The organism is Pseudomonas sp. PI1 (genome assembly GCF_000812405.1).
Taxonomy (GTDB): Bacteria; Pseudomonadota; Gammaproteobacteria; order Pseudomonadales; family Pseudomonadaceae; genus Pseudomonas; species Pseudomonas citronellolis.
In genome coordinates this window covers 112,140-136,944 of sequence record NZ_JWMC01000013.1, presented here as the reverse complement: position 1 = coordinate 136,944, position 24,805 = coordinate 112,140, and the positions used below count along the sequence as shown (strand labels likewise).

The following is a 24,805-nucleotide window of genomic DNA, read 5'->3' as shown; positions in this document are numbered from 1 at the left end:
ACTCAGGCTCCCTGTCCGGCGGCGAGGCCCAGCGCCTCGCGCACCTTGGTTTTCACTTTCAGCCGGTAGCGCCGGTCGCACGCCGCCAGCACACCGCCCAGGGCGGTGAGCAGGCCGCCCAGCCAGATGAAGCGGACGAACGGCTTGATGTGCAGGCGCACGGCCCAGGCGCCGTTATCCAGCGGCTCGCCCAGGGCGACGTAGAGGTCGCGGGTCAGGCTGCCATGGATGCCGGCCTCGGTCATCATCGAGCGCTGCACGCTGTACAGGCGCTTCTCCGGGTGCAGCACGGCCACTTCGCTACCCTTGCGGGTGACGCGGATGGTGCCCTTGTCGGAGGTGAAGTTGGGGCCTTCGAAGTGCCTGGTGCCTTCGAAGGCGAACTGGTAGCCGCCCAGCTCCACGCTCTCGCCCGGGGCCATGCGCAGGTCGCGCTGGGCGCTGAACTGGCTGGTGAGGACGATGCCGATGGCGCACACGGCGATGCCCAGGTGCGCCACCTGCATGCCCCAGTAGCTGCGGTTGAGGCTCGCGGCGCCGGCCACCAGGCCCTTGTGGCGGACCTTGTCGAGGAAGTCGCGCACCCCGCCGAGGATCACCCAGAAGGCCAGCAGGAACACCGCCAGCACCGGCCAGTGCAGGTCGCCGTAGAGGAAGGTGGCGACGCCGCCGAGCACCACGGCGCCGATCAGCACCGGCGTCAGCATGCGCAGCAGCCACTGCGTCGGGGTGTCTTTCCAGCGCACCAGCACGCCCACGGTCAGGGCCAGCATCATCCCCGTCATCAGCGGCACGAATAGCGCGTTGAAGTACGGCGGGCCGACCGACAGCTTGGCGCCGCTGATAGCGTCGAGCACCAGCGGGTAGAGGGTGCCGAGCAGGATCATCGCGGCGGTCACCACCAGCACCACGTTGTTCAGCAGCAGCAGGGTCTCGCGCGACCACAGGGCGAAGCCGACCTGGCTCTTGACCACCGGCGCGCGCAGGGCGAACAGCGTCAGCGAGCCGCCGACCACCACCAGCAGGAAGGCCAGGATGAACACCCCGCGCTCCGGGTCGGAGGCGAAGGCGTGCACCGAGGTCAGCACCCCGGAGCGGACCAGGAAGGTGCCCAGCAGGCTGAGGGAGAAGGCGGCGATGGCCAGCAGCACCGTCCAGCTCTTGAACACCCCGCGCTTCTCGGTCACCGCCAGCGAGTGGATCAGCGCGGTGCCCACCAGCCAGGGCATGAAGGAGGCGTTCTCCACCGGGTCCCAGAACCACCAGCCGCCCCAGCCCAGCTCGTAGTAGGCCCACCAGGAGCCGAGCACGATGCCGATGCCGAGGAAGGTCCAGGCCACCAGGGTCCAGGGCCGCGACCAGCGCGCCCAGGCCGCGTCGAGGCGGCCGCCGAGCAGCGCGGCAATGGCGAAGGCGAAGGCCACCGAGAAGCCGACGTAGCCCATGTAGAGCATCGGCGGGTGGATGATCAGGCCCGGGTCCTGCAGCAGCGGGTTGAGGTCGTTGCCGTCGGCCGGCGCCTGCGGCAGCAGGCGGCTGAAAGGGTTGGAGGTGATGATCAGGAACAGCAGGAAGCCGGTGCTGATCATCCCCATCACCGCCAGCACCCGCGCCAGCATCGGCTCGGGCAACTCGCGGGAGAAGATCGACACGGCGAAGGTCCAGCCGCCGAGGATCAGCGCCCAGAGCAGCAGCGAGCCCTCGTGGGCGCCCCACACGGCGCTGAACTTGTAGTACCAGGGCAGCGCGCTGTTGGAGTTGCTGGCCACGTAGGCCACGGAGAAGTCGTCATGCAGAAAGGCCCAGGCCAGGCAGGCGAAGGCGAACACCAGGAAGGCGAACTGCCCCCAGGCCGCCGGGCGCGCCAGGCTCATCCACTGGCGATCGCCGCGCCAGGCGCCGACCAGCGGGAAGAAGGACATCACCAGCGCCATGCACAGCGCCAGGATCAACGACAGGTGGCCGAGTTCCGGGATCATCGTCAGTTGCTCCCCTGGGCCGCGGCGCCGGGCTGGCCGCCCTGCTGGTATTCACCGAGCTTGCCGCTGTCCTTCAGCGCCTTGGTGACTTCCGGCGGCATGTATTTCTCGTCGTGCTTGGCCAGCACCTCGTCGGCGGTCAGCACGCCGTTCTGGTCGAGCTTGCCGAGGGCGACGATGCCCTGCCCTTCGCGGAACAGGTCCGGGAGGATGCCGCGGTACTTCACCGTGACTTCCTTGGCGAAGTCGGTGACCACGAATTCCACGTCCAGGGAGTCGGCCGAACGTTTCAGCGAGCCCTTCTCCACCATGCCGCCGGCGCGGATGCGTGTGTCGTGCGGCGCTTCGCCGTTGGCGATCTGCGTCGGCGTGTAGAACAGGTTGATGTTCTGCTGCAGCGCCGACAGCGCCAGGGCCACCGCGACGCCGACGCCGGCGACGATGGCGAGAACGATATACAGACGCTTCTTGCGGACCGGATTCACTTGCTGGCCTCCCGGCGCAGACGGCGCGCCTCTTCTTGCAGGTAACGCTTGCGCGCCAGGATGGGCGCGGCCACGTTGATCGCCAGCACCACCAGGCTGATGGCGTAGGCCGACCACACGTAGGGGCCGTGGTGGCCCATGGCGAGGAATTCGCCGAAGGAATGGAAACTCATAGCGCGCGCTCCACCTCAGCCTTGACCCAGGACGCGCGGGCTTCGCGCTTGAGCACTTCCAGGCGCATGCGCATCAGCAGCACGGCGGCGAAGAAGCAGTAGAAGCCGAGCACCATCAGCAGCAGCGGAATCCACATCTCCGGCGGCATCGGCGGCTTCTCGGTGAGGGTGAAGGTGGCCGGCTGGTGCAGGGTGTTCCACCACTCCACGGAGAACTTGATGATCGGGATGTTGACCACCCCGACGATGGCCAGCACCGCGCTGGCCTTGGCCGCGCTGTCGCGGTTGCCGATGGCCTGGCCGAGGGCGATGACGCCGAAATAGAGGAACAGCAGGATCAGCATCGAGGTCAGGCGCGCGTCCCACACCCACCAGGCGCCCCAGGTCGGCTTGCCCCAGATGGCCCCGGTGACCAGGGCGACGAAGGTCATCCAGGCGCCGATGGGCGCGGCGCACTGCACGGCGACGTCGGCGATCTTCATCTTCCAGATCAGGCCGATGGCGCCGGCCACCGCCAGCATCACGTAGCAGGACTGCGCCAGGAAGGCCGCCGGCACGTGGATATAGATGATGCGGAAGCTGTCGCCCTGCTGGTAGTCCGGCGGCGCGAAGGCCAGGCCCCAGACGAGGCCGACGGCCATCAGCAACGCCGCGGCGACGGCGAACCAGGGCAGCCAGCGTCCGCTGATCTCGTAGAACCACTTGGGCGACCCAAGCTTGTGAAACCAAGTCCAGTTCATCATCAGGCTCTGTGTGTCAGGGCACTTTTTTCTAGTGCCGGCGCCGCTCCTGCGGCACCGGCAGGCGTCATTCGCCCACGCTGATCTTCAGGCCGGCAGCGATGGCGAAGGGCGTCAGCGTCAATGCTAACGCCGTCAGGCTGGCCAACCAGAGCAGGTGCCCGGCGGTCGGCAGCCCCTGCAGCGAGGCCTGGAGGGCACCGCTGCCGAGAATCAGTACGGGGATGTACAGCGGCAGGATCAGCAGCGCCAGCAGCAGCCCTCCGCGCTTGAGCCCCACGGTCAGCGCCGCGCCGACCGCGCCGAGCAGGCTCAGCACCGGGGTGCCGAGCAACAGCGACAGCAGCAGCACCGGCAGGCAGCGTACCGGCAAACCCAGCATCAGGGCCAGCAGCGGCGACAGCAGGACCAGGGCCAGCCCCGAAACCAGCCAGTGTGCCAGCACCTTGGCCAGTACCAGAAGAGGCAGGGGGTGCGGCGAAAGGACCCACTGTTCCAGGGAGCCGTCCTCGAAATCGCTGCGGAACAGGCCGTCCAGCGACAGCAGCACCGCCAGCAGCGCCGCCACCCACACCAGGCCGGGCGAGAGGTCCTGCAGCATCCGGGTTTCCGGGCCGACGGCCAGGGGGAACAGGGCGATGACGATGGCGAAGAACACCAGCGGGTTGGCCAGCTCCGCCGGGCGGCGGAACTGCAGGCGCGCCTCGCGGGCCAGGAGCAGGCCGAAGACGTTGCTCATGCGCCCTCCCCGGCCGTTTCGCGGGCGTGCTGGCCGAGGTCCAGGTCGCGATAGCCGCTGGGCATGCGGCTCAGCGTGTGGTGGGTGGTGAGCACCACCAGGCCGCCGTCCTCGCAGTGCCGCGCCAGGTGCTCTTCGAGCTGGGCGACGCCCTGCTTGTCGAGGGCGGTGAAGGGTTCGTCGAGGATCCACAGCGGCGGCGCCTCCAGGTACAGGCGCGCCAGGGCGACGCGGCGCTGCTGGCCGGCGGACAGGGTGTGGCAGGGCACGTCCTCGAAACCGCGCAGGCCGACCGCCTCCAGGGCGCGCCAGATCGCCGTCTTGTCCGCCGGCTGGTGCAAGGCGCAGAGCCAGGCGAGGTTCTCCTCGGCGCTGAGCAGGCCCTTGATGCCGGCGGCGTGGCCGATCCACAGCAGGTTGCGCGCCAGTTCGCCGCGCTGTTCCTCCAGCGGCCGGCCGTTCAGGCGCACCTGCCCGGCGGTGGGCTGCATCAGCCCGCAGAGCAGGCGCAGCAGGCTGGTCTTGCCGCTGCCGTTGGGGCCGACCACCTGCAGCATCTCGCCGGCGGCCAGGCGCAGGTCCAGGCGCTCGAAGAGCATGCGCCAGTCCCGCTCGCAGGCGAGCGCCACGGTTTCGAGAAGCGGGCTGGTCAAGGCATCGGCACCCATCGGGAAAATCGAAATCAGGCTAAAGTCGGTGCAGCGCAGGCCGCTATAGTGGCCACGGGCGGCGCATTATACACGCCTGTTTCCGGCCCCGGCGCCGGCAATTTCGACAGCTTGTTAAGGCTTTTCAGGCATTCGCCGCCCCCGCGACGATGCGCCGCAAGCCCTGAAGGACGCAGATGCCGAGCGAGATTGGCGCTTCCCGCCCGCTCCCCATGGCCACGGCCAGCCGCTCCGTGCAGAACGCCGCGCAGCTGTCGCTCACGCTCGCCCGCAGCCTGGGCGACTTGCTGCCGCCCGGACAGAGCGCCCAGGCCGAGGTGCTGGGCGTGAAGCAGGCGGCCTACAACTTCCAGTTGCTGCTGCGCCTGACCCTGGCCGGCGGCCAGCAGACGCTGGTCACCGCCGAGAGCCCGCAGGCCCTGCCCCAGGGCAGCACCCTGAACATTTCCGCCCTGAGCGCCACCAGCCTGGCCGCCACCCTGCTCTCCAGCGCCCAGCAGGCGCTGGGCGACCTGCCGCCGCTGGACAGCCTCGACCTGGAACAACTGCCGGTGGGCAGCCTGCTGCAAGGCAAGGTGCTGTCCAGCACGCCCCAGGGCGGCACGCCTGCGCAGCCGGCCAGCTACCGGGTGCTGCTCAGCCTGCTCGGCGGCCCCCTGGCCGGCCGCCTGCTGGACATCGACTCGGCGCGCCCGCTGAAGGCCGGCAGCCTGCTCAGCGCCCAGGTCCAGGACAGCCGCGCCCTGCTCTTCCTGCCCCTGGCCGGGCGCCTCGACCGCCTCGAACTGACCAGCCAGCTGGGCACCCAGCAGGCCCGCCAGGCCTCGACCGAGGGCCTGCTCGACAACCTGCTGGCGCTGAAGGCCGGCAACCAGTTGCCCGAGACCCTGCGCGGCGCCGTCGAGCGCCTGCTCGCCGGCCTGCCCGACGTGCGCCAGCTGAGCGACGCCAAGGGCCTGGCCCAGGCCCTGCAACAGAGCGGCGGCTTCCTCGAAGCGCGCCTGCTGCAGGGCCTGCCGCCGCTGCCGGGCGACTTCAAGGCCAACCTGCTGCGCCTGCTCGGCCAGCTCCTGCCCGCCGAACAGGGCAACGCCACACCGGGCCTGCTGGCGAACCTCGCCAACAACGCCGCCGCCAACCTGGCCAGCAGCCTGCCGGCGTTCGTGCGCAACGCCCTGGGCGCGCTCAACCAGAACGGCAGCCCGCGCCTGCAGCAGGCGGATTTCCCGCTGCCCTCGCGCATGCTGCAGAAGCTGGAAGACGAAAACGACCTGGAGTCCCTGCTGAAACTGGCCGCGGCCGCCGTCGCGCGGCTGCAGACGCACCAGCTGAGCAGCCTGGTGCAGAGCGAGCCGCTGCGTGGCGGCGGCCAACTGCACACCTGGCAGATGGAGGTGCCCATGCGCACCGAGGATTCGCTGGTGCCGCTGCAGGTGCGCATCCAGCACGAGGACCGGCGCGAATCCAACGACCCGGAACAGCCGCGGGAAAGCCTGTGGCGCATCGACCTGGCCTTCGACCTCGACCCGCTGGGGCCGCTGCAGGTCCAGGCCACCCTGGCGCCGCTGGGCCTGAGCAGCCAGTTCTGGGCCGAACGCGAAAGCACCGCGAGCCTGATGGAAAGCGAACTCGGCTACCTGCGCCAGCGCCTGCAGGACGCCGGCTTCACCGTGCGTGAACTGTGCTGCAACAAAGGCCGCGCGCCACAAGGCGCACGCACCGCACTGGAACAACGCTGGGTGGACGAAAAGGCATGAAGAAACAGACTGCGCCGCGCCAGGCCATCGCCCTCAACTACGACGGGCAGAACACCCCGACGCTGAGCGCCAAGGGCGACGCCGAACTGGCCGAAGCCATCCTCGCCATCGCCCGCGAACACGAGGTGCCGATCTACGAGAACGGAGAACTGGTGCGCCTGCTGGCCCGCCTGGAACTGGGCGACGCCATCCCCGAGCCGCTGTACCGCACCCTGGCGGAGATCATCGCCTTCGCCTGGTACCTCAAGGGCAAGAGCCCGCCGCCGCGAGCGCCGCAGGACGCCGCGAAGGCCTTGATGTTGCGGCCCTAGAGAAACAACGAAGGCACTTCGGGGTGAAGTGCCTTCGCTATCGATGGCATGGCTTGGCGAACGCCAGCCCTATCCGCGCGCCGGCCACTCCGGCATGCCGTGGACCGGCTTCAGCGACGGGGCTTCGCTGGGAACCAGCGGATGGGCACCCGGGAAGCTTCCCTGGTCGGCTTCGGAATAGTCGACGAGGCTGGCGACCACCGCGCGCAGCTGGCCGAGGCTGAAGGGCCGTTCCAGCACCTGCAGCAGCGGCACGTGCTGGTTCCAGGCCCAGTCCAGCAGTTCGCGGCGCTGCGTGTCGCTGAAGCTGCCGACCAGCAGGAACTGCTGGATCTGCGGGTTGCGGCTCAGGTGCAGCAGGGTCGCGAGGTCGTCCTCGCAAAGGCTGAACTTGTCGTAGATGAACAGGTTGTAGTGCTGCCCGCCGGACAGCGCCTGGTCCACCTCGGCCAGGCTCACGCACAGGCTCAGGTGGAAGACTTCCAGGCGGTTCAGCAGGATGCCGTACTGCTGCAGACAGCCGGGATGCGGGCAGAACACCAGGGTGCGGCGCGACAGCGGCAACATGGCGATTTCCTCGAAGATGGCGACAGCAGCCACTGTAAAGACAGCTTCTGAGGAAAGAGATCGGACAAATCCGAAAAGCACCTAAGGGTATACCGAGCGGCCGCCCGGCATCATTCCTCGGGCTTGTGGCCGCTGTGCAGGCGGGTGATCAGCTCCGCCTCGGCCTGGGACAGCCCGCAGGCCTGGGCCAGGTCGGCGGCCGAGGCGCCCATCCCGGCCAGGCGCGCGGCCTGGCTGAAGGACAGGCTGGTGGGGTCGCGCTGCTCCAGGCGCGCCAGGCGCTCGGGCAGGTTGGCCAGTTGCTTGCGCAGCTCGCCCAGCTCCTCGCCCATGCGCACGTTGACGCGCTGGTAGGCCTCGCTGCGCTTGGCCAGCTCCTTCAGGCGCTGTTCCAGGGCGGCCTGGCGCGTAGCCTGCTCGGCCAGTTGCGCGGCCTGGCGGCGCTGCCCCTGCAGCAGCCAGGCGCAGAAGCCGCCCAGCCCAAGGCAGGCGACGGCGAGCAGGATGACGAGCTCGAGCACCTCAGATGCTCTCCAGCTCCGACCACTCTTCCTCGGTCATCATCTTGTCCAGCTCGACCAGGATCAGCAGCTCGCCGTTCTTGTTGCACACGCCCTGGATGAACTTGGCCGACTCGTCGTTGCCGACGTTGGGCGCGGTCTCGATCTCCGACTGGCGCAGGTAGACCACCTCGGCGACGCTGTCGACCAGGATGCCCACCACCTGCTTGTCCGCCTCGATGATGACGATGCGGGTGTTGTCCGAGACCGGCGCCGGGGCCAGGCCGAAGCGCTGGCGGGTGTCGATGACGGTGACCACGTTGCCGCGCAGGTTGATGATCCCCAGCACGTAGCTGGGCGCGCCCGGCACCGGGGCGATCTCGGTGTAGCGCAGCACTTCCTGGACCTGCATCACGTTGATGCCGTAGGTCTCGTTGTCCAGACGGAAGGTGACCCACTGCAGGATCGGATCCTCGGCACCTTGCGCAGACGTCTTGTTCATATCCCTAGCCTCTCGTGTTCGGCCACGCTTGAAGGGTAGCGCGGCGGTTGTCGTTCAATTGCGTTGCCGGCCCGTCAGTGACGGGCCTGGCTGCGGAGCGCGCCGCTGTCGATCAGCCCGGCCAGGGCCGAGACGTCGAGCAGCGCGCACATCTGTTCGATCACCGTGCCGGCCAGCCACGGGCGTTGCTGGCGCTGGCTGCGCCATTTCACCTCGGACGGGTCCAGGCGCACCGAGCGGCTGACCTGGTGCACCGCCAGGCCCCACTCGTAGCCCTGCACGGAGATCACGTACTGCAGGCCCTCGCGGTAGTCGTCGCGGTAGCGCTCGGGCATCACCCAGCGCGCGGTGTCCAGCACCTTCAGGTTGCCCGACTGGCTGGGCAGGATGCCGAGGAACCAGTCCGGCTGGCCGAACAGCGGCGTCAGTTCCTTGCCGGCCAGCGGGTAGATCGAGCCCAGGCACACCAGCGGCACCGCCAGGGTCAGCCCGGCGACGTCGAACAGCAGGCACTCGAAGGGCTCGGCGGCCCACTCCGGGCGGCCGTCGTCGAGCAGCGCCAGCGGCGCCGGGGGCATCTGCGCGCTGCCCGGGCGGTGCAGGTCGATCACCTCGTCGGCAGCCTCCACCGGCGGCGCGGCTTCGACCACCGGCGCGACGGGCAACGGCGCCTCGGCCAGCGGCAGCGGGACAGCGGCGCGGGTGACGCGGTGGGCATCGCGCACCTGTTCCTCGAGCACCGCGGCCTCGAACTCGTCGAGGCTGACGCTGCTGACGGGCTCGGCGACCGGCGCCGGCACGGCGGCCAGGACCGGGGCGGCCGGCGCGGGGGCCGGCGCCTCGACCTCGAAATCGTCGAATGTGGCCTCCTGCAGCAGCGCGTCCAGGTAGGACTGCAGCGCGAGCTGGGGGCGTGTGGCGGTAGCGGAGCGGCTCATGCAGAAAATCCGCGCAAAGGGTTCACCCAGTCTATCGGCTGGACCGGGCCCGGACTTGAAGGCAGCCGTCGGAAAAACATCGCTCAGGCCACCTGGCTCGCCGGCACCTGGCCGAGCAGGTGCTTGAGCAGCGCGCGGTAGGCGATCACCCCGCGGCTGTTGGCGTCGTGGCGCGACGGCACCACGCCGTGGCGGCTGGCGTCGCGCAGGCGGGTGTCGATCGGGATGAACGCCGGCCAGAGGGTCTGCGGGTAGGTGTCGCGCAGCATGCGCAGGGCGCCGATGGAGGCCTGGGTGCGGCGGTCGAACAGCGTCGGCACTATGCTGAAGGGCAGCGCCTGGCGCCGCGAGCGGTTGACCATGTTGAGGGTATTGACCATGCGCTCCAGGCCCTTCAGGGCGAGGAACTCGGTCTGCACCGGGATCACCAGGTGCTGGCTGGCGGCCATGGCGTTGACCATCAGCACGCCCAGCAGCGGCGGGCTGTCGATGATGGCGTGGTCGAAGTCCTGCCACAGCTGCGCCAGGGCCTTGGAGATCACCAGGCCCAGGCCGTTCTGCCCGGGCGACTGGCGTTCCAGGGTGGCCAGGGCGGTGCTCGACGGCAGCAGGGCGATCTTCTCGTGGCTGGTGGGCAGCAGCAGTTGCCGCGGCAGGCCCTCGGGCACCGCGCCCTGGTGCTGGAACAGGTCGAAGACGCTGTGCTCCAGGGTGTCCGGATCGTGCCCGAAGTAGCTGGTCATGGAGCCGTGGGGGTCGAGGTCGACCACCACCACGCGCTTGCCGGCGTCGGCCAGCAGGCCGGCCAGGGCGATGGACGAGGTGGTCTTGCCGACGCCGCCCTTCTGGTTGGCTACCGCCCAGACTTTCATGCTGCTCTCCCCGGTCCGTATGCTCGGTTCATGTACTTCATCTTTCTCAGCTTCCAGGCGCCGGCGCCGGCGGCGGGGAATTGACGCCGCCGGCCGCGGGCGCACCACTGGCAGCCACCGGTGCAGGTTGCGTGCCAGCCTGGCGCAGGGCGCCGTCGGGCTGCGCCTTGGCGCTGCCCACGCCGCTGACGCTGCGGCGCACTTCCAGGTTGCGGGAGATCACCAGCACCACCCGGCGGTTGCGCGCGCGGCCCTCGGCGCTGGCGTTGTCCGCCACCGGCTGGAACTCGCCGTAGCCCACCGCGGCCAGGCGCGAGGGGGCGACGCCGTCCTGGGCCAGCAGGCGGACTATGCTCGCTGCCCGCGCCGTGGACAACTCCCAGTTGGTGGGATACTGGGCGTTGTGAATGGGCACGTTGTCGGTGAAACCCTCGACGTGGATGGGGTTCTGGTAGGGCGCCAGAATCCTGGCGACCTTCTCGACGATGCCGAAGGCGGCGTCCGCCGGCATGGCGTCGCCGCTGGGGAACAGCAGGCTGGAGTTGAGGGTGATCTCGATCCACAGTTCGTTGCCGCGCACGCTCAGCTGGTCGCTGCCGATCAGGTCGCCGAACTGCTCGCGCACGGCGTCGGCGATCTGCGTCAGCGGGTCGCCGTCGACGTTGTCCTCGCCGCCCTGCTGCATGGCGTCGTTGGGCTGCTGGGTGGTGCGCGGGCGGTCGTCGCCCACCGGGATCGGCTTGATCGAACGGTCCGGCTGGTTGAACACGCCGGTCAGCGTCTCGGAGAGGATCTTGTACTTGCCCTCGTTGATCGAGGAGATGGAGTACATGACCACGAAGAAGGCGAACAGCAGGGTGATGAAGTCCGCGTAGGACACCAGCCAGCGCTCGTGATTCTCGTGCTCCTCGCGGGGCGGTCGACGGGCCATGGCGCAGCGCCCCTCAGCCGACGAAGCCTTGCAGCTTCAGTTCGATGGAGCGCGGGTTCTCGCCTTCGGCGATGGACAGCAGGCCTTCCATCAGCATCTCGCGGTAGCTGGACTGGCGCAGCACCAGGCTCTTGAGCTTGTTGCCCACCGGCAGCAGCAGCAGGTTGGCCATGCCCACGCCGTAGATGGTGGCGACGAAGGCCACGGCGATGCCGTTGCCCAGCTGGCTGGGGTCGGCCAGGTTGCCCATCACGTGGATCAGGCCCATGACCGCGCCGATGATGCCGATGGTCGGCGCATAGCCGCCCATGGCCTCGAACACCTTGGCGGCCTGCAGGTCGCGGCCTTCCTGGTTGAACAGGTCGACTTCGAGGATGCTGCGGATGGCCTCCGGCTCCACGCCGTCCACCAGCAGCTGCAGGCCCTTGCGGGCGTAGGGGTCGGGCTCGGCGTCGGCGATGGTCTCCAGGCCCAGCAGGCCTTCCTTGCGCGCGGTCATGCTCCAGCCCACCACGCGGTTGATGCCGCCGGGCAGGTCGACCTTCGGCGGCAGCACTATCCAGCGCAGCAGGCTCAGGGCGCGCTTGAGCACCAGCACCGGGGTCTGCACCAGGGCCGCGGCCAGGGTGCCGCCGACCACGATGAGCGCCGCCGGGCCGTTGGCCAGGGCGCTGATGTGCCCGCCCTCGAGGAAGTTGCCGCCGATGATGGCGACCAGCGCGAGGATCAGGCCGACCAGGCTCAGCACATCCATCAGCCACAGGCCTCGGAGAGGTGCCGGCCGATGTCGTCGAGGCTGTACACGGCGTCGGCCAGGCCGGCCTTGGCGATGGCCATGGGCATGCCGTAGATCACGCAGCTGGCCTCGTCCTGGGCCCACACCTGGCTGCCGCTCTGCTTGAGCATGCGCGCGCCCTCGCGGCCGTCGGCGCCCATGCCGGTGAGCACCACCGCCAGGACCTTGTCGCCGTAGGCCTTGGACGCCGAGCCGAAGGTGACGTCGACGCAGGGCTTGTAGTTCAGGCGCTCGTCGCCGGGGAGGATGCGCACCACTCCGCGCGAGTCGATCATCATCTGCTTGCCGCCGGGCGCCAGCAGGGCCAGGCCGGGGCGCAGGTGGTCGCCGTCCTCGGCTTCCTTGACGCTGATCTTGCAGAGCTTGTCCAGACGCTCGGCGAAGGCCTTGGTGAAGGCCGCCGGCATGTGCTGGATGAGCACCAGCGGCGCGGGGAAGTTGGCCGGCAGCTGGGTCAGCACCCGCTGCAAGGCTACCGGCCCACCGGTGGAAGTACCGATGGCGACCAGCCGGTAGGGCTTACGCTTTGGCGCCGCGGAGGCCGCCGGGGTCGAGGCAGGCGCCGGCTGTGTGGAGGCGCGCGGCGCGCTGCTGGCCGGCGCCGGGGCGCTGGCGCTGCTGCTCGGCGCGCTCAGGACCGAGGCATAGCGGCGGTTGGCGCGGGCGATGCTGTGGACCTTCTCGCAGAGCAGCTGGCGCACCTTCTCGGGAGTGCGCGAGATGTCCTCGAAGTTCTTCGGCAGGTAGTCCACCGCGCCGGCGTCCAGGGCGTCTAGGGTGACGCGGGCGCCTTCGTGGGTCAGCGAGGAGAACATCAGGACCGGCGTCGGGCAGCGCTGCATGATGTTGCGCACCGCGGTGATGCCGTCCATCAGCGGCATCTCGTAGTCCATGGTGATGACGTCGGGCTTGAGCGCCAGCGCCTGCTCGATCGCCTCGCGGCCGTTGGTGGCCGTGCCGACCACCTGGATCTGCGGGTCGGCGGAAAGAATCTCCGAGACGCGGCGGCGGAAGAATCCCGAATCGTCCACTACCAGGACTTTGACAGCCATAAACACTCCTGATTAAAGCCTTGCGGGCGCGCGGGCGTCCCCGCGCGCCGGATCAGATACGCCGCGCGTAGCGCTTGAGCATGCTCGGCACATCGAGGATCAACGCGATGCGCCCGTCGCCGGTGATGGTCGCCCCGGCCATGCCGGGGGTGCCCTGGAGCATCTTGCCCAGGGGCTTGATCACCACTTCTTCCTGGCCCACCAACTGGTCGACCACGAAGCCGATGCGCTGGGTGCCCACCGAGATGATCACCACGTGGCCCTCGCTGGATTCGTCGCACTCGGCGCCCGGCACCAGCCAGCGCTTGAGGTAGAACAGCGGCAGGGCCTTGTCGCGGACGATCACCACCTCCTGGCCGTCGACCACGTTGGTGCGCGACAGGTCGAGGTGGAAGATCTCGTTGACGTTGACCAGCGGGAAGGCGAAGGCCTGGTCGCCCAGCATCACCATCAGCGTCGGCATGATCGCCAGGGTCAGCGGCACCTTGATGACGATCTTCGAGCCCTGGCCCTTGGCCGAGTAGATGTTGATGATGCCATTGAGCTGGGAAATCTTGGTCTTCACCACGTCCATGCCGACGCCGCGGCCGGACACGTCGGAAATCTCGGTCTTGGTCGAGAAGCCCGGGGCGAAGATCAGGTTGTAGCAGTCGGACTCGCTCAGGCGCTCGGCGGCGTCCTTGTCCAGCAGGCCCTTCTCCACCGCCTTGGCGCGGAGGATGTCCGGGTCCATGCCCTTGCCGTCGTCGGAGATCGACAGCAGGATGTGGTCGCCCTCCTGCTCGGCGGACAGCACCACCCGGCCGCCACGCGCCTTGCCGGCGGCCTCGCGCTCCTCGGGCGACTCGATGCCGTGGTCCACGGCGTTGCGCACCAGGTGCACCAGCGGGTCGGCCAGGGCCTCGACCAGGTTCTTGTCCAGGTCGGTCTCCTCGCCCACCAGCTCCAGGTTGATCTCTTTCTTCAGGTTGCGCGCCAGGTCGCGCACCAGCCGCGGGAAGCGTCCGAAGACCTTCTTGATCGGCTGCATGCGCGTCTTCATCACCGACATCTGCAGGTCGGCGGTGACCACGTCGAGGTTGGCCACGGCCTTGGCCATGGCTTCGTCGCCGCTGTTGCTGCCCAGGCGCACCAGGCGGTTACGCACCAGCACCAGTTCGCCGACCATGTTCATGATCTCGTCCAGGCGCGCGGTGTCCACGCGCACCGTGGTTTCCGCCTCGCTGGCGCTCTTTTCGTGGGCCGGCGCGGGCGCCGCGGCCGGGCGCGGGGTCTCCGCGGGCTTGGCGGCCGGCTTGGGCGCGGGCTTGGGCTTGGCCACGGCAGCCGGCTCGACGGCCTTGGCCGGCGCGGGGGCGGCTTGCGGGGCCGGCGTGGCAGCGGCGTCGGCACTGAACTTGCCTTTGCCGTGCAACTGGTCGAGCAGCGCCTCGAATTCGTCGTCGGTGATGTTGTCGCCGCCAGCGGCGGGCGCCTCGGCTTCGGCCGGCGCAGCGGAGGCGACCGACGCGGCGGGTTCTTCCGTCGCACCGCCGAACTTGCCCTTGCCGTGCAGCTGGTCGAGCAGCGCTTCGAATTCGTCGTCGGTGATCTCGTCGCCAGCGGCCGGCGTTTCGGCTGGAGCGGGCGCGGCGGCGGCCGGCTCTTCCGGCTGGCTGCTGGCGCCGCTGAACTGGCCCTTGCCATGCAACTGGTCGAGCAGGGCCTCGAATTCGTCGTCGGTGATCTCGTCGCTGGCGCCGGCAGCCTCGGCCTGTGGCGCTTCAGCCTGCGGCGGCTGTTCGGCCGGCGCAGCCTGGCTGCCCGGCTGCAGGGCGTCGAGCAGCTGCTCGAACTCGGCGTCGGTGATGTCGCCATAGGCGGCCGGCTCGGCGGCGGGCTGCGGCGCGGCGGCTTCTTCCTGTTCCTGGGGCGCGGCTTCGACGGCGTCGTCGTCGCCCGGCTCGGCCAGGCGCGCCAGCGCGGCGAGCAGCTCCGGGGTGGCCGGGGTCGGCTCTTCCTGGTCGCGGACCTGGGCGAACATGACGTTGACCGTGTCCAGCGCCTGCAGGACCACGTCCATCAGCTCGGAAGTGACGCGGCGTTCGCCCTTGCGCAGGATGTCGAAGACGTTCTCCGCGATGTGGCAGCACTCCACCAGGGCGTTCAGCTGGAGGAAGCCGGCGCCGCCCTTGACGGTGTGGAAACCACGGAAGATGGCATTGAGCAGGTCCATGTCGTCGGGCCGGCTTTCCAGCTCGACGAGTTGCTCGGACAGTTGCTCGAGAATCTCGCCGGCCTCCACCAGAAAGTCCTGGAGGATCTCATCATCGGCGTCGAAGCTCATTCGGTGCTCCCCACGGTGTGTTCACACACCTCAAAAACCAAGGCTGGACAACAGGTCATCGACATCGTCCTGACCGGATACGACGTCCACTCTCTTATCGGCAGCAACCTGCGGACCTTCACCCTTGGACGATCTTTCTTTTTCCACCGCCGTGCGCAGGCCCTCGTGGTCGTGCTCGATGCCGGCGTAGCGATCCACCTGCCCAGCCATCCAGACCAGCTTGACCAGGTTGCTCTCCACCTCGGTGACCAGCTTGGTGACGCGCTTGATCACCTGCCCGGTGAGGTCCTGGAAGTCCTGCGCCAGGAGGATGTCGTTCAGGTGCGCGGAGAGCTTGCGGCTGTCCTGGGCGCTGCTGTAGAGGAAGGCCTCGACGCGCTTGGCCAGCTCGCGGAAGGCCTCCGGGCCCAGCTCGCGGCGCATGAAGCGCGACCACTGTTCCTGCAGCTCCTTGGCCTCGCCCTCGATGTGGCCGACCAGCGGCGTGCACTCTTCCACCAGGTCCATGGTGCGGTTGGCCGCTTTCTCGGTCATCTGCACCACGTACGACAGGCGGTCGGTGGCGTCGGCGATCTGCGACATTTCCTCGGCGTGGCGCGAGCGCGGGTCGATCTGGAAATTGACGATGGCGTTGTGCAGCTCGCGGGTGAGCTTGCCGACCTCCTGGTAGAGGCCGCGGTCGCGGGCTTCGTTGAGCTCCTGGATGAGCTGCACGGCCTGCTGCACTTCGCCGCGCTCCAGGCTCTCGACCAATTCGCGCGCGTGTTTCTTCAGGGTCGACTCGAAGTCGCCCCCCTTGGATTCGTTGACGAGATCCATGACGCCCTCTTGGTCGGCTTCAGCCGCCGACCCGCTCGAATATCTTCTCGATCTTCTCTTTCAGCACCTGGGCGGTGAAAGGCTTGACCACGTAGCCGTTGACCCCGGCCTGGGCCGCTTCGATGATCTGGTCGCGCTTGGCCTCGGCGGTGACCATCAGCACCGGCAGGTGCTTCAGGCGCTCGTCGGCGCGCACCGCGCGCAACAGGTCGATGCCGGTCATGCCGGGCATGTTCCAGTCGGTGACGAGGAAGTCGAAGTTGCCGCTGTGCAGCATGGGCAGCGCGGTGGTGCCGTCATCGGCTTCCGCGGTGTTGGTGAACCCCAGGTCACGCAGGAGGTTCTTGATGATGCGCCTCATCGTGGAAAAGTCGTCCACGATGAGAATTTTCATGTTCTTGTCCAAACCTGCCTCCGTCCAGTCCCGGCGCGCCGTGGCGGGCGCGCCTTGAATACCCTTGGGCGGGCGCCCTTGGCGGCGCCTGCCGTGTTGCTTGTCGGTGGCGGGGTGCCCCGCCCTTTTCGCCGCCCTCATAGCAAAGGGCCAGCAGTGTCGAACCGACGGGATTCTATACGCCCCGCCGGAGAAATCCGTTACTTCCTTGCGCCCACCGGTCGCTCAGTGCGCCCGCCACTCCGAAAGCCGGGCCCGCAGGCGCGCGGCGCACTGGCTGTGCAACTGGCTGACGCGCGACTCGCTGACCCCGAGCACCTCGCCGATCTCCTTGAGGTTCAGCTCCTCGTCGTAGTACAGCGCCAGCACCAGGCGCTCGCGTTCGGGCAGCTTGGTGATGGCGTCGGCCAGCGCCTGCTGGAAACGCTCGTCCTCCAGGCCGTGGGAGGGCTCGTTGTCCAGGTGCGTGGTGTCTTCCGCCGGGCCCTGGGCGCCTTCCTGCAGCAGGTCGTCGAAGCTGTACAGGCGGCTGCCCTGGGTGTCGCTCAGGATCGCGTAGTAATCGTCGAGACTCATATTGAGTTCGGCAGCGACCTCCTGATCTTTAGCATCGCGTCCGGTCCGCGCCTCGATGGTGCGGATGGCGTCGCTGACCATGCGGGTGTTGCGGTGCACCGAACGCGGCGCCCAGTCGCCCTTGCGCACCTCGTCGAGCATGGCCCCGCGGATGCGGATGCCGGCATACGTCTCGAAGCTGGCGCCCTTGCCCTGGTCGTACTTCTTCGCCGCCTCGAGCAGGCCGATCATCCCGGCCTGCATCAGGTCTTCCACCTGCACGCTGGCCGGCAGCCGGCCCAGCAGGTGGTAGGCGATCCGCTTGACCAGCGGCGCATAGCGCTGGATCAGTTCTTCCTGGGCATTGCGCGCCTGCGTCTTGCTGTACATAAGCGCTCCGGAGCCGCTCATCATACGGTCGAACCCGTGGTGGGATGCTGCACCAGGCGCTCCACGAAGAACTCCAGGTGCCCGCGCGGGTTGGCCGGCAGCGGCCAGCTGTCGACTTTCTGGGCGATGGCGCGGAAGGCCAGCGAGGCCTTGCTGCGCGGGAAGGCTTCATAGACCGAGCGCTGCTTCTGCACGGCCTTGCGCACCGACTCGTCGTAGGGGATGGCGCCGACGTACTGCAGCGCCACGTCGAGGAAGCGGTCGGTGACCTTGGTCAGCTTGGCGAACAGGTTGCGCCCTTCCTGCGGGCTGTGCGCCATGTTCGCCAGCACGCGGAAGCGCGTCATGCCGTAGTCGCGGTTGAGCAGCTTGATCAGCGCATAGGCATCGGTGATCGAGGTCGGTTCATCGCAGACGACCAGAAGCACTTCCTGGGCCGCGCGGACGAAGCTGACCACCGAATCGCCGATGCCGGCGGCAGTGTCCACCAGCAGCACGTCGATGTTCTCGCTGATGTCGCTGAAGGCCTGGATCAGCCCGGCGTGCTGCATGGGCGAGAGCTGCACCATGCTCTGCGTGCCCGAAGCCGCCGGGACGATGCGGATGCCGCCGGGGCCCTGGAGGATCACGTCACGCAGGTCGCATTCGCCTTCGATGACGTCGGCCAGGGTGCGCTTGGGCGAAAGCCCCAGCAGCACGTCGACGTTGGCCAGGCCGAGGTCGGCGTCCAGCAGCATGACGCGGCGGCCGAGGTCGGCCAGCGCCATCGCCAGGTTCACCGAGACGTTGGTCTTGCCGACGCCACCCTTGCCACCGGTGACCGCGATTACCTGAACGGGATGCATACCCATAGTCTTACCTTGTCTCTTCATCGTCCCCGGCGCGGCTGGCGCCTGGGTCTGCCGGTCGCGGTGCTCTCCCGCAACCAGCGCTTACGGATCTGCTCGAGCATCCGTATCCGCCTGGCGCCCCCACGTGCGGGGGCGCCCCTGGAATCCGTCAGCCGACGTGTCGCGCCGGCTGCTGATAGAGGCCGGCGAACATGCCGGCCATGGTGTCTTCGCACGGCTCCTCCGGAGCCTGCAGGCTGACCGCGCGGCTGACCAACTGGTGCGCGCGCGCCACCTGCAGATCATCCGGAATTCGCGGCCCGTCCGCCAGATAGGCAACCGGCAAGCGTTGTGCTATCGCCAGCGCCAGGGCCTCGCCCAGGCTGCCCGCCTCGTCCAGCTTGGTCAGTATGCAGCCGGCCAGGCCGCAGCTGCGATAGGCGTGCAAGGCAGCCTTGAGCACCTGGCTCTGGCTGGTCGCGGCCAGCACCAGGTAATTCTTCACGTTCAGGCTCTGCGCCGCCAGGGCTTCCAGCTGCATGCGCAGCGCCGGGTCGCTGGCCGGCAGGCCGGCGGTGTCGATCAGCACCAGGCGCTTGCCCGCCAGCGGCGCCATGGCCTGCAGCAGCGACTGGCCGGGGTCGACCAGGCTCACCGGCACGTTGAGGATGCGGCCCAGGGACTTGATCTGCTCCTGGGCGCCCAGGCGGAAGCTGTCCATGCTGACCAGCGCCAGGTTGTGCGCACCGTACTTGAGGACGTAGCGCGCCGCCAGCTTGGCCAGGGTGGTGGTCTTGCCCATGCCGGCCGGGCCGACCAGGGCGATCACCCCGCCCTGCTCCAGCAGGTCTTCGTCGGGGGTGCGGATGGCGCGCGCCAGGTGGGCCAGGAGCATGCGCCAGGCCTGCTTGGGCTCGGCGATGGAGGCCACGCGTTCGAGCAGCTGGCGGCTCAGGTCCGCCGGCAGGCCCATGCGCTGCAGGCGGCGCCACAGGCCGGCCTGCTTCGGACGCTGGTGCTGCAGCTGGCTCCAGGCGATGGAGCCCAGCTGCACTTCGAGCAGTTCGCGCAGGCCGTTGAGTTCGAAGCGCATGGCGTCCAGCGCCTGCTGGCTGACGGCGGCCGGCGCGGCGGCGGGCGCGGCGGCGGGCGCCGGGGCGGCCATGGCCTCGGCCAGGCTTGGGCGTTTGGCTGGCTCGGCGCCGTACAATTGACGGTCCTTGCGCGCGGTGGCGGCGGCGCGCACCGGACTGTCCAGCTCGGCGCGGGCCTGGGCGATGCGCGCCTGGGTCTGGCGCAGCTCGGCCTCCAGCGCCGGGTTCGGCTTGCTGGCCGCTGCCGGCGGTTGATAGTCCAGCGCCGCGGTCAGCTCGACACCGCCGGCGACCCGGCGGTTGCCGATGATGGCGGCATCCGCGCCCAGCTCGTCACGGACCAGTTTCATGGCCTGACGCATATCGGCGGCGAAGAAGCGTTTAACCTGCATGGCGCTGTCCTTCAGTTCTGTCCAACGGTGGCGACGATGGTGACTTGCTTGTTATCCGGAATTTCCTGGTAGGCCAGCACGCTCATGCTCGGCACCGCCATCCGCGCGAAACGCGACATCATCGCGCGGATCGGCCCGGCCACCAGCAGGATCGCCGGCTTGCCGAGCATTTCCTGGCGCTGCGCGGTCTCGACCAGCGAGCGTTGCAGTTTTTCCGCCATGCCCGGCTCCAGCAGAATGCCGTCTTCCGAACCTTGCCCGGCCTTCTGCATACTGTTCAGCAAGATCTGTTCCAACCTGGGCTCCAGGGTGATCACGGGCAGCTCCGGCTCTAGTCCCACAATGCCTTGGACGATTGCGCGGCTCAGCGCCACCCGCACCGCTGCCACCATGGCGGCGGGATCTTGACTCTTGGCGGCAACGTTGGCGATGGCCTCGGCAATGGTGCGGATGTCGCGCACCGGCACCTGCTCCTGCAGCAGGTTCTGCAGGACCTTGAGCAGGGTGGACAGGGAAATCAGCCCCGGAACCAGTTCTTCCGCCAGCTTCGGCGAGGTCTTGGCCAGCAGTTGCAGCAGTTGCTGGACTTCCTCGTGGCCGAGCAGCTCGTGGGCGTGCTTGTGCAGCACCTGGTTGAGGTGGGTGGCGACCACGGTGCTGGCGTCCACCACGGTGTAGCCCAGGGACTGCGCCTGGTCGCGCTGGCCGGGCTCGATCCACACCGCTTCCAGGCCGAAGGCCGGGTCCTTGCCGGCGATGCCGTTGAGGGTGCCGAACACCTGGCCGGGGTTGATCGCCAGCTCGCGGTCCGGGTAGATCTCCGCTTCCGCCACGCTGACGCCCATGAGCGTCAAACGATAGGCGTTGGGCAGCAGGTCGAGGTTGTCGCGGATATGCACCGAAGGCATCAGGAAGCCCATGTCCTGGGACAGCTTCTTGCGCACGCCCTTGATCCGCGCCAGCAGCTGGCCGCCCTGGTTGCGGTCCACCAGCGGGATCAGCCGGTAGCCGACCTCCAGGCCGACCATGTCCACCGGGGTCACGTCGTCCCAGCCCAGCTCCTTGGTTTCCTGGCTGCGCTGGGCCGGCAGCAGTTCCTGCTGGCGCTGGGCTTCCTGGACCTCGGCCTGGGCCGCCTTGCGCTGGCGCTGGACGATCATCCAGGCGCCGCCGGCGGCCACGGCGCCGAGGCCGATGAAGGACACGTGCGGCATGCCCGGGACCAGGCCCATGGCGATGAGGATGGCGGCGGAGATGGCCAGCGCCTTGGGCGAGGCGAACATCTGCCGGTTGACCTGCTGGCCCATGTCCTCGGAGGAAGACACGCGGGTCACCATGATCGCCGCGGCGGTGGACAGCAGCAGCGACGGCAGCTGCGCCACCAGGCCGTCGCCGATGGTCAGCAGGGCGTAGACCTTGCCGGCGTCGCCGAACGACATGGAGTGCTGGATCACGCCGATGGCGACGCCGCCGATCAGGTTGATGAAGAGGATCAGCAGGCCGGCGACGGCGTCGCCGCGGACGAATTTCGAGGCACCGTCCATGGAGCCGTAGAAGTCGGCTTCCTGGGCCACCTCGGCGCGGCGCTTCTTGGCCTCGGCCTGCTCGATGAGGCCGGCGTTGAGGTCGGCGTCGATGGCCATCTGCTTGCCGGGCATGGCGTCGAGGGTGAAACGTGCGCTCACCTCGGAGATCCGCCCGGCGCCCTTGGTGACCACCACGAAGTTGATGATCATGAGGATGGCGAAGACCACGATGCCGACCACGTAGTTGCCGCCGATCACCACTTCGCCGAAGGCCTGGATCACCTTGCCGGCGGCGGCGTGGCCGTCGTGGCCGTGGAGCAGCACCACGCGGGTGGAGGCGACGTTCAGCGCCAGGCGCAGCAGGGTGGCGACCAGCAGGATGGTCGGGAACACGGCGAAGTCCAGCGGGCGCAGGGCGTACACGCAGACCAGCAGGACGACGATGGACAGGGCGATGTTGAAGGTGAAGAGCACGTCCAGCAGGAACGGCGGGATCGGCAGGGTCATCATGCCCAGCATCGCCAGCAGCAGCAGCGGCACGCCCAGGTTGCCACGGCCCAGGCCGGCCAGGTTGCTGCGCACTGTTCCGATCAATTGCGTACGATCCACCCCGAACTCCCCTACCCTGGTACAACAAACTTTTGACGCCGAGAGTGGCGCCGACAGGGTATTTGCAGGAAGTGTTCCAACTTTGCCGAGGCCAGGTGTGGCGCGGATTTCCGACGAAATCCCGGGGGGCGGCCAAGGCCAACGGCGGGAGTGGCGACGTAGCCAGGAGTATCAGGATTGCTGCGGATTTTCCGGCCGCCCAGGACAGCCCCCTCTCCCGCTTGCGGGAGAGGGTTGGGGAGAGGGCGCTCTAAAGCCCAGCACCTAAAGTCCCCTGCAAACCCCGTTCGCGAGCAAGCTCGCGCCTACGAAAAGCACCTCGGCAGCGCTTCCTTGTAGGAGCGCGCCCTGCGCGCGATTCGCGGGCAGGGCCCGCTCCTACACGTTCGGATATTTCCCGTCTGTGGACCCGCCCTCGCCCCGACGGGCAAAAAAAACCGCGGCCGGAGCCGCGGTTTTCTGGGTCACGCCAGGATCAGTGGACCAGGATCGAGGCCTTCTTCGCCCGGACCTTCTCCGGGTTGATCAGGAAGCGGGCCAGGGCCGGCAGCAGCCAGAGCGCGCCGAACATGTTCCACAGCAGCATGAAGGTCAGCATCAGGCCCATGTCGGCCTGGAACTTGATCGCCGAGAAGATCCAGGTGGCCACGCCGATGGCCAGGCACAGGCCGGTGAACAGTACGGCCTTGCCGGTGGACTTCAGCGTCTCGTAGTAGGCCTCCTGCAGCGACAGGCCCTGGCGCAGGAAGGTCTCCAGGCGGGTGTAGATGTAGATCCCGTAGTCCACGCCGATGCCCACGCCCAGCGCGATCACCGGCAGCGTCGCCACCTTCACGCCGATGCCGAGGGTGGCCATCAGCGCGTTGCCCAGCACCGAGGTGAGGATCAGCGGCAGGACGATGCAGAGGGTCGCGGTGAAGGAGCGGAAGGTGATCATGCACATGACCGCCACGCAGATGTACACCAGCACCAGGATGATCAGCTCGGACTGCTTGATCACCTCGTTGGTGGCCGCCTCGATGCCGGCGTTGCCCGCGGCGAGCTTGAACTTCAGGTCATCCTTCTCGTGGTCCTTGGCGAACTCCTGCACGGCGTGCACGGCGCGGTCGAGGGTCTCGGCCTTGTGGTCGTTGAGGAATACCAGCAGCGGCGCCAGCGAGCAGGCGCTGTTGTACAGGCCGTCGGCGCGGCTGATGGAGTTGTTCAGCACGTCCTTGTTGCGCGACAGGGTTTCCCATTTCAGGTTGCCCTCGTTCATGCCTTTGATCACCTGCTTGGACACGGTGACCAGGGAGATGGCCGACTGCACGCCCTCGGTGTTCTCCAGCTTCCACGACAGCTCGTCGATGGCCTGCAGCGTCTGGTGGCTGGAGCAGCCCTCGGCCGCCGACTCGACCATCACCACCAGCACGTCGGAGCTGGTGGAGTAGTTGCGGATGATGAAGTCGTTGTCCTGGTTGTAGCGCGAGTCCGGGCGCAGTTCCGGCGCGCCCTGGTCGAGGTCGCCGATCTTCAGGTGGTGGCCCTGCCAGAGGCCGCCGGCGAACATCACCAGGGCGATCAGGATGGAGATGGGCGCCACCTTGGCGCTGGCGAAGTTGGACAGCAGGCGCCAGAACGGATGCTCGCGCACGGCGTCCTTCTTGCTGCGCTCCACGGCGCGCTTGCTGATGCCGATGTAGGAGATCGCCACCGGCAGCAGGATCAGGTTGGTGAAGACGATCACCGCCACGCCGATGGAAGCGCCGATGGCCAGTTCGCGGATCACCCCGATGTCGATCACCAGCAGGGTGATGAAGCCCACGGCGTCGGCGAGGATGGCGATCATGCCCGGCAGGAACAGCTGGCGGAAGGTGCGCCGCGCGGCCAGCAGCGGGGTTTCCGCGTCACTGGACTGCAGGGCGATGCCGTTGATCTTCTGCACCCCGTGGGAAATGCCGATGGCGAAGATCAGGAAGGGCACCAGCATCGAGTACGGGTCCAGCCCGAAGCCGATGGTGTGCAGCAGGCCGAGCTGCCAGATCACCGCCACCAGGGTGGTGGAGAGCACGGCGATGGTCGAGCGCACGCACTTGGTGAACCACAGCAGCAGCACCAGGGTGATGACGAAGCAGATGCCGAAGAAGCCCACCACCATGACCAGACCGTCGATCAGGTCGCCGACCTTCTTGGCGAAGCCGACGATGTGGATCTTCACGTTGGGGTTCTGCGCCTGGTACTTGTCGCGGATCTTCTCTTCCAGCTCATGGGAGAACTGGCGGTAGTCCAGCTTCAGCAGCTTGCTCTGGTCCTGGGCGTCGGGGTAGACCTCCAGCAGCGGCACGTCGACGATGCTGGACTTGAAGTTGTTCGCCACCAGGCGGCCGATCTGGCCGGATTTGAGGACGTTGTCGCGCAGCTTGTCCAGGGCCTTGGCCGAGCCGTCGTAGGTCTGCGGGATGACCTCGCCGCCGGCGAAGCCCTCTTCCGTCACCTCGGTCCAGCGCACGCTGGGGCTCCACAGCGACTTCAGGCCGGAGCGGTCGACGCCGGGGATGTAGAACACCTCGTCATGGATCTGCCGCAGGGTGTCCATGTATTCCTTGGTGAAGATGTCGCCGTTCACCGCTTCCACCGAGATGCGCACGGTGTTGCCAAGGTTGGAGAGGTCGTTGATGTGGCTCAGCATGTTCTGGATGAACGGGTGCTTGAGCGGGATCATCTTCTCGAAGCTGGTGGACGGCCGCACCTGGGTCGCCTGGAAGGCGAGGAACAGGGTCGCCAGCAGGCAGAGGATGATAACGATCGGACGGTTGTTGAAGATCAGGCGTTCGAGCAGGGTCGCCTTGTCCTGGTGATGCGAGTTGACTGCGTTCATAGC

The 24,805-nt window shown here is 68.1% G+C and carries 24 protein-coding genes; 2 read left to right on the top strand and 22 right to left on the bottom strand.

The genetic code is table 11. The features are described 5' to 3' along the window. Positions 1 to 2 precede the first annotated feature (2 nt). The 6 genes from RN02_RS05955 to ccmA form a co-directional block, all read right to left on the bottom strand. Entirely contained in the window at positions 3 to 1,979 is a 1,977-nt protein-coding gene (locus tag RN02_RS05955) for a heme lyase CcmF/NrfE family subunit (RefSeq protein WP_009621131.1), read from the bottom strand. A 2-nt stretch (positions 1,980 to 1,981) separates the two neighbouring features. Beyond that, positions 1,982 to 2,464, bottom strand: a complete 483-nt coding sequence (gene ccmE / locus RN02_RS05950) for a cytochrome c maturation protein CcmE (protein WP_043313581.1) — start codon at positions 2,462 to 2,464, stop codon at positions 1,982 to 1,984. Then, entirely contained in the window at positions 2,461 to 2,637 is a 177-nt protein-coding gene (gene ccmD, locus RN02_RS05945; protein WP_009621127.1) for a heme exporter protein CcmD, read from the bottom strand. Before ccmD ends, ccmE begins: the two co-directional genes overlap by 4 nt. Continuing rightward, a complete protein-coding gene (locus RN02_RS05940; protein WP_099049042.1) occupies positions 2,634 to 3,380 on the bottom strand; it encodes a heme ABC transporter permease in 747 nt (248 codons plus the stop codon). Before RN02_RS05940 ends, ccmD begins: the two co-directional genes overlap by 4 nt. Before the next feature lie 64 nt (positions 3,381 to 3,444). Beyond that, positions 3,445 to 4,116 carry a heme exporter protein CcmB gene (gene ccmB / locus RN02_RS05935; RefSeq protein ID WP_009621123.1) on the bottom strand — a complete coding sequence of 224 codons (672 nt, stop codon included), beginning with the start codon at positions 4,114 to 4,116 and terminating at the stop codon, positions 3,445 to 3,447. Further along, a complete protein-coding gene (ccmA, locus tag RN02_RS05930; protein ID WP_009621121.1) occupies positions 4,113 to 4,784 on the bottom strand; it encodes a cytochrome c biogenesis heme-transporting ATPase CcmA in 672 nt (223 codons plus the stop codon). Before ccmA ends, ccmB begins: the two co-directional genes overlap by 4 nt. A gap of 176 nt (positions 4,785 to 4,960) precedes the next feature. Between ccmA and fliK the strand changes: the two genes are divergently transcribed. Both fliK and RN02_RS05920 read left to right on the top strand, forming a co-directional pair. After that, positions 4,961 to 6,541: a flagellar hook-length control protein FliK gene (gene fliK / locus RN02_RS05925; RefSeq protein ID WP_043313578.1), complete on the top strand. Its 1,581-nt coding sequence runs from the start codon at positions 4,961 to 4,963 to the stop codon at positions 6,539 to 6,541. Then, entirely contained in the window at positions 6,538 to 6,852 is a 315-nt protein-coding gene (locus tag RN02_RS05920) for an EscU/YscU/HrcU family type III secretion system export apparatus switch protein (protein WP_009621117.1), read from the top strand. Before fliK ends, RN02_RS05920 begins: the two co-directional genes overlap by 4 nt. A 69-nt stretch (positions 6,853 to 6,921) precedes the next feature. Here the strand turns inward: RN02_RS05920 and RN02_RS05915 are convergent, their stop codons facing one another. From RN02_RS05915 to RN02_RS05840, 16 genes are all read right to left on the bottom strand, one after another. Continuing rightward, positions 6,922 to 7,452 (bottom strand): hypothetical protein, encoded by a 531-nt coding sequence (locus tag RN02_RS05915; RefSeq protein WP_051878429.1) that lies wholly within the window; start codon positions 7,450 to 7,452, stop codon positions 6,922 to 6,924. Between the two features lie 77 nt (positions 7,453 to 7,529). Next, positions 7,530 to 7,940: a DUF2802 domain-containing protein gene (locus tag RN02_RS05910; protein ID WP_009621113.1), complete on the bottom strand. Its 411-nt coding sequence runs from the start codon at positions 7,938 to 7,940 to the stop codon at positions 7,530 to 7,532. Between the two features lies 1 nt (position 7,941). Then, the gene (locus tag RN02_RS05905; RefSeq protein WP_009621111.1) at positions 7,942 to 8,421 is read right to left on the bottom strand and encodes a chemotaxis protein CheW; all 480 of its coding nucleotides are present in this window, start codon (positions 8,419 to 8,421) and stop codon (positions 7,942 to 7,944) included. Positions 8,422 to 8,495: 74 nt separating this feature from the next. Beyond that, positions 8,496 to 9,359, bottom strand: coding sequence for a CheW domain-containing protein (locus RN02_RS05900; protein WP_043313575.1), 864 nt, complete (start codon positions 9,357 to 9,359; stop codon positions 8,496 to 8,498). Between the two features lie 83 nt (positions 9,360 to 9,442). Further along, entirely contained in the window at positions 9,443 to 10,231 is a 789-nt protein-coding gene (locus RN02_RS05895; RefSeq protein ID WP_043313574.1) for a ParA family protein, read from the bottom strand. Between the two features lie 46 nt (positions 10,232 to 10,277). Further along, positions 10,278 to 11,162 carry a flagellar motor protein MotD gene (gene motD, locus RN02_RS05890; RefSeq protein ID WP_043313572.1) on the bottom strand — a complete coding sequence of 295 codons (885 nt, stop codon included), beginning with the start codon at positions 11,160 to 11,162 and terminating at the stop codon, positions 10,278 to 10,280. Positions 11,163 to 11,175: 13 nt separating this feature from the next. Next, positions 11,176 to 11,916, bottom strand: coding sequence for a flagellar motor protein (locus RN02_RS05885; RefSeq protein WP_043313568.1), 741 nt, complete (start codon positions 11,914 to 11,916; stop codon positions 11,176 to 11,178). Then, positions 11,916 to 13,010: a protein-glutamate methylesterase/protein-glutamine glutaminase gene (locus RN02_RS05880; protein WP_043313566.1), complete on the bottom strand. Its 1,095-nt coding sequence runs from the start codon at positions 13,008 to 13,010 to the stop codon at positions 11,916 to 11,918. The genes RN02_RS05885 and RN02_RS05880 overlap by 1 nt, the downstream gene beginning before the upstream one ends. Positions 13,011 to 13,062: 52 nt before the next feature. Next, positions 13,063 to 15,336: a chemotaxis protein CheA gene (locus tag RN02_RS05875; RefSeq protein ID WP_043313564.1), complete on the bottom strand. Its 2,274-nt coding sequence runs from the start codon at positions 15,334 to 15,336 to the stop codon at positions 13,063 to 13,065. A gap of 30 nt (positions 15,337 to 15,366) precedes the next feature. Then, positions 15,367 to 16,155 carry a protein phosphatase CheZ gene (locus RN02_RS05870; protein ID WP_043313563.1) on the bottom strand — a complete coding sequence of 263 codons (789 nt, stop codon included), beginning with the start codon at positions 16,153 to 16,155 and terminating at the stop codon, positions 15,367 to 15,369. 19 nt (positions 16,156 to 16,174) lie between these two features. Next, positions 16,175 to 16,549 (bottom strand): chemotaxis response regulator CheY, encoded by a 375-nt coding sequence (locus tag RN02_RS05865; protein ID WP_009621098.1) that lies wholly within the window; start codon positions 16,547 to 16,549, stop codon positions 16,175 to 16,177. Positions 16,550 to 16,774: 225 nt separating this feature from the next. Further along, positions 16,775 to 17,518, bottom strand: a complete 744-nt coding sequence (fliA, locus tag RN02_RS05860; protein WP_043267440.1) for an RNA polymerase sigma factor FliA — start codon at positions 17,516 to 17,518, stop codon at positions 16,775 to 16,777. Then, entirely contained in the window at positions 17,515 to 18,366 is an 852-nt protein-coding gene (fleN, locus tag RN02_RS05855; protein WP_370311049.1) for a flagellar synthesis regulator FleN, read from the bottom strand. Before fleN ends, fliA begins: the two co-directional genes overlap by 4 nt. A gap of 127 nt (positions 18,367 to 18,493) precedes the next feature. After that, positions 18,494 to 19,810 carry a flagellar biosynthesis protein FlhF gene (flhF, locus tag RN02_RS05850; protein ID WP_043313561.1) on the bottom strand — a complete coding sequence of 439 codons (1,317 nt, stop codon included), beginning with the start codon at positions 19,808 to 19,810 and terminating at the stop codon, positions 18,494 to 18,496. Positions 19,811 to 19,821: 11 nt separating this feature from the next. Further along, positions 19,822 to 21,945, bottom strand: coding sequence for a flagellar biosynthesis protein FlhA (flhA, locus tag RN02_RS05845; protein ID WP_009621090.1), 2,124 nt, complete (start codon positions 21,943 to 21,945; stop codon positions 19,822 to 19,824). Between the two features lie 475 nt (positions 21,946 to 22,420). After that, complete coding sequence (locus RN02_RS05840; protein WP_009621088.1) at positions 22,421 to 24,802, bottom strand: efflux RND transporter permease subunit; 2,382 nt, start codon at positions 24,800 to 24,802, stop codon at positions 22,421 to 22,423. Between the last annotated feature and the right edge of the window lie 3 nt (positions 24,803 to 24,805).

What these genes read in the sequence shown, in the direction of transcription:
- RN02_RS05865 (WP_009621098.1), bottom strand. Translation starts at nt 16,549, where the DNA reads ATGAAAATTCTCATCGTGGACGACTTTTCCACGATGAGGCGCATCATC.
- fleN (WP_370311049.1), bottom strand. Translation starts at nt 18,366, where the DNA reads ATGAAGAGACAAGGTAAGACTATGGGTATGCATCCCGTTCAGGTAATC.
- motD (WP_043313572.1), bottom strand. Translation starts at nt 11,162, where the DNA reads ATGGCCCGTCGACCGCCCCGCGAGGAGCACGAGAATCACGAGCGCTGG.
- ccmB (WP_009621123.1), bottom strand. Translation starts at nt 4,116, where the DNA reads ATGAGCAACGTCTTCGGCCTGCTCCTGGCCCGCGAGGCGCGCCTGCAG.
- RN02_RS05955 (WP_009621131.1), bottom strand. Translation starts at nt 1,979, where the DNA reads ATGATCCCGGAACTCGGCCACCTGTCGTTGATCCTGGCGCTGTGCATG.
- fliA (WP_043267440.1), bottom strand. Translation starts at nt 17,518, where the DNA reads ATGATGAGCGGCTCCGGAGCGCTTATGTACAGCAAGACGCAGGCGCGC.
- RN02_RS05840 (WP_009621088.1), bottom strand. Translation starts at nt 24,802, where the DNA reads ATGAACGCAGTCAACTCGCATCACCAGGACAAGGCGACCCTGCTCGAA.
- RN02_RS05940 (WP_099049042.1), bottom strand. Translation starts at nt 3,380, where the DNA reads ATGATGAACTGGACTTGGTTTCACAAGCTTGGGTCGCCCAAGTGGTTC.
- RN02_RS05895 (WP_043313574.1), bottom strand. Translation starts at nt 10,231, where the DNA reads ATGAAAGTCTGGGCGGTAGCCAACCAGAAGGGCGGCGTCGGCAAGACC.
- ccmA (WP_009621121.1), bottom strand. Translation starts at nt 4,784, where the DNA reads ATGGGTGCCGATGCCTTGACCAGCCCGCTTCTCGAAACCGTGGCGCTC.
- RN02_RS05880 (WP_043313566.1), bottom strand. Translation starts at nt 13,010, where the DNA reads ATGGCTGTCAAAGTCCTGGTAGTGGACGATTCGGGATTCTTCCGCCGC.
- RN02_RS05875 (WP_043313564.1), bottom strand. Translation starts at nt 15,336, where the DNA reads ATGAGCTTCGACGCCGATGATGAGATCCTCCAGGACTTTCTGGTGGAG.
- RN02_RS05870 (WP_043313563.1), bottom strand. Translation starts at nt 16,155, where the DNA reads ATGGATCTCGTCAACGAATCCAAGGGGGGCGACTTCGAGTCGACCCTG.
- RN02_RS05905 (WP_009621111.1), bottom strand. Translation starts at nt 8,421, where the DNA reads ATGAACAAGACGTCTGCGCAAGGTGCCGAGGATCCGATCCTGCAGTGG.
- ccmD (WP_009621127.1), bottom strand. Translation starts at nt 2,637, where the DNA reads ATGAGTTTCCATTCCTTCGGCGAATTCCTCGCCATGGGCCACCACGGC.
- flhF (WP_043313561.1), bottom strand. Translation starts at nt 19,810, where the DNA reads ATGCAGGTTAAACGCTTCTTCGCCGCCGATATGCGTCAGGCCATGAAA.
- RN02_RS05900 (WP_043313575.1), bottom strand. Translation starts at nt 9,359, where the DNA reads ATGAGCCGCTCCGCTACCGCCACACGCCCCCAGCTCGCGCTGCAGTCC.
- RN02_RS05920 (WP_009621117.1), top strand. Translation starts at nt 6,538, where the DNA reads ATGAAGAAACAGACTGCGCCGCGCCAGGCCATCGCCCTCAACTACGAC.
- RN02_RS05885 (WP_043313568.1), bottom strand. Translation starts at nt 11,916, where the DNA reads ATGGATGTGCTGAGCCTGGTCGGCCTGATCCTCGCGCTGGTCGCCATC.
- fliK (WP_043313578.1), top strand. Translation starts at nt 4,961, where the DNA reads ATGCCGAGCGAGATTGGCGCTTCCCGCCCGCTCCCCATGGCCACGGCC.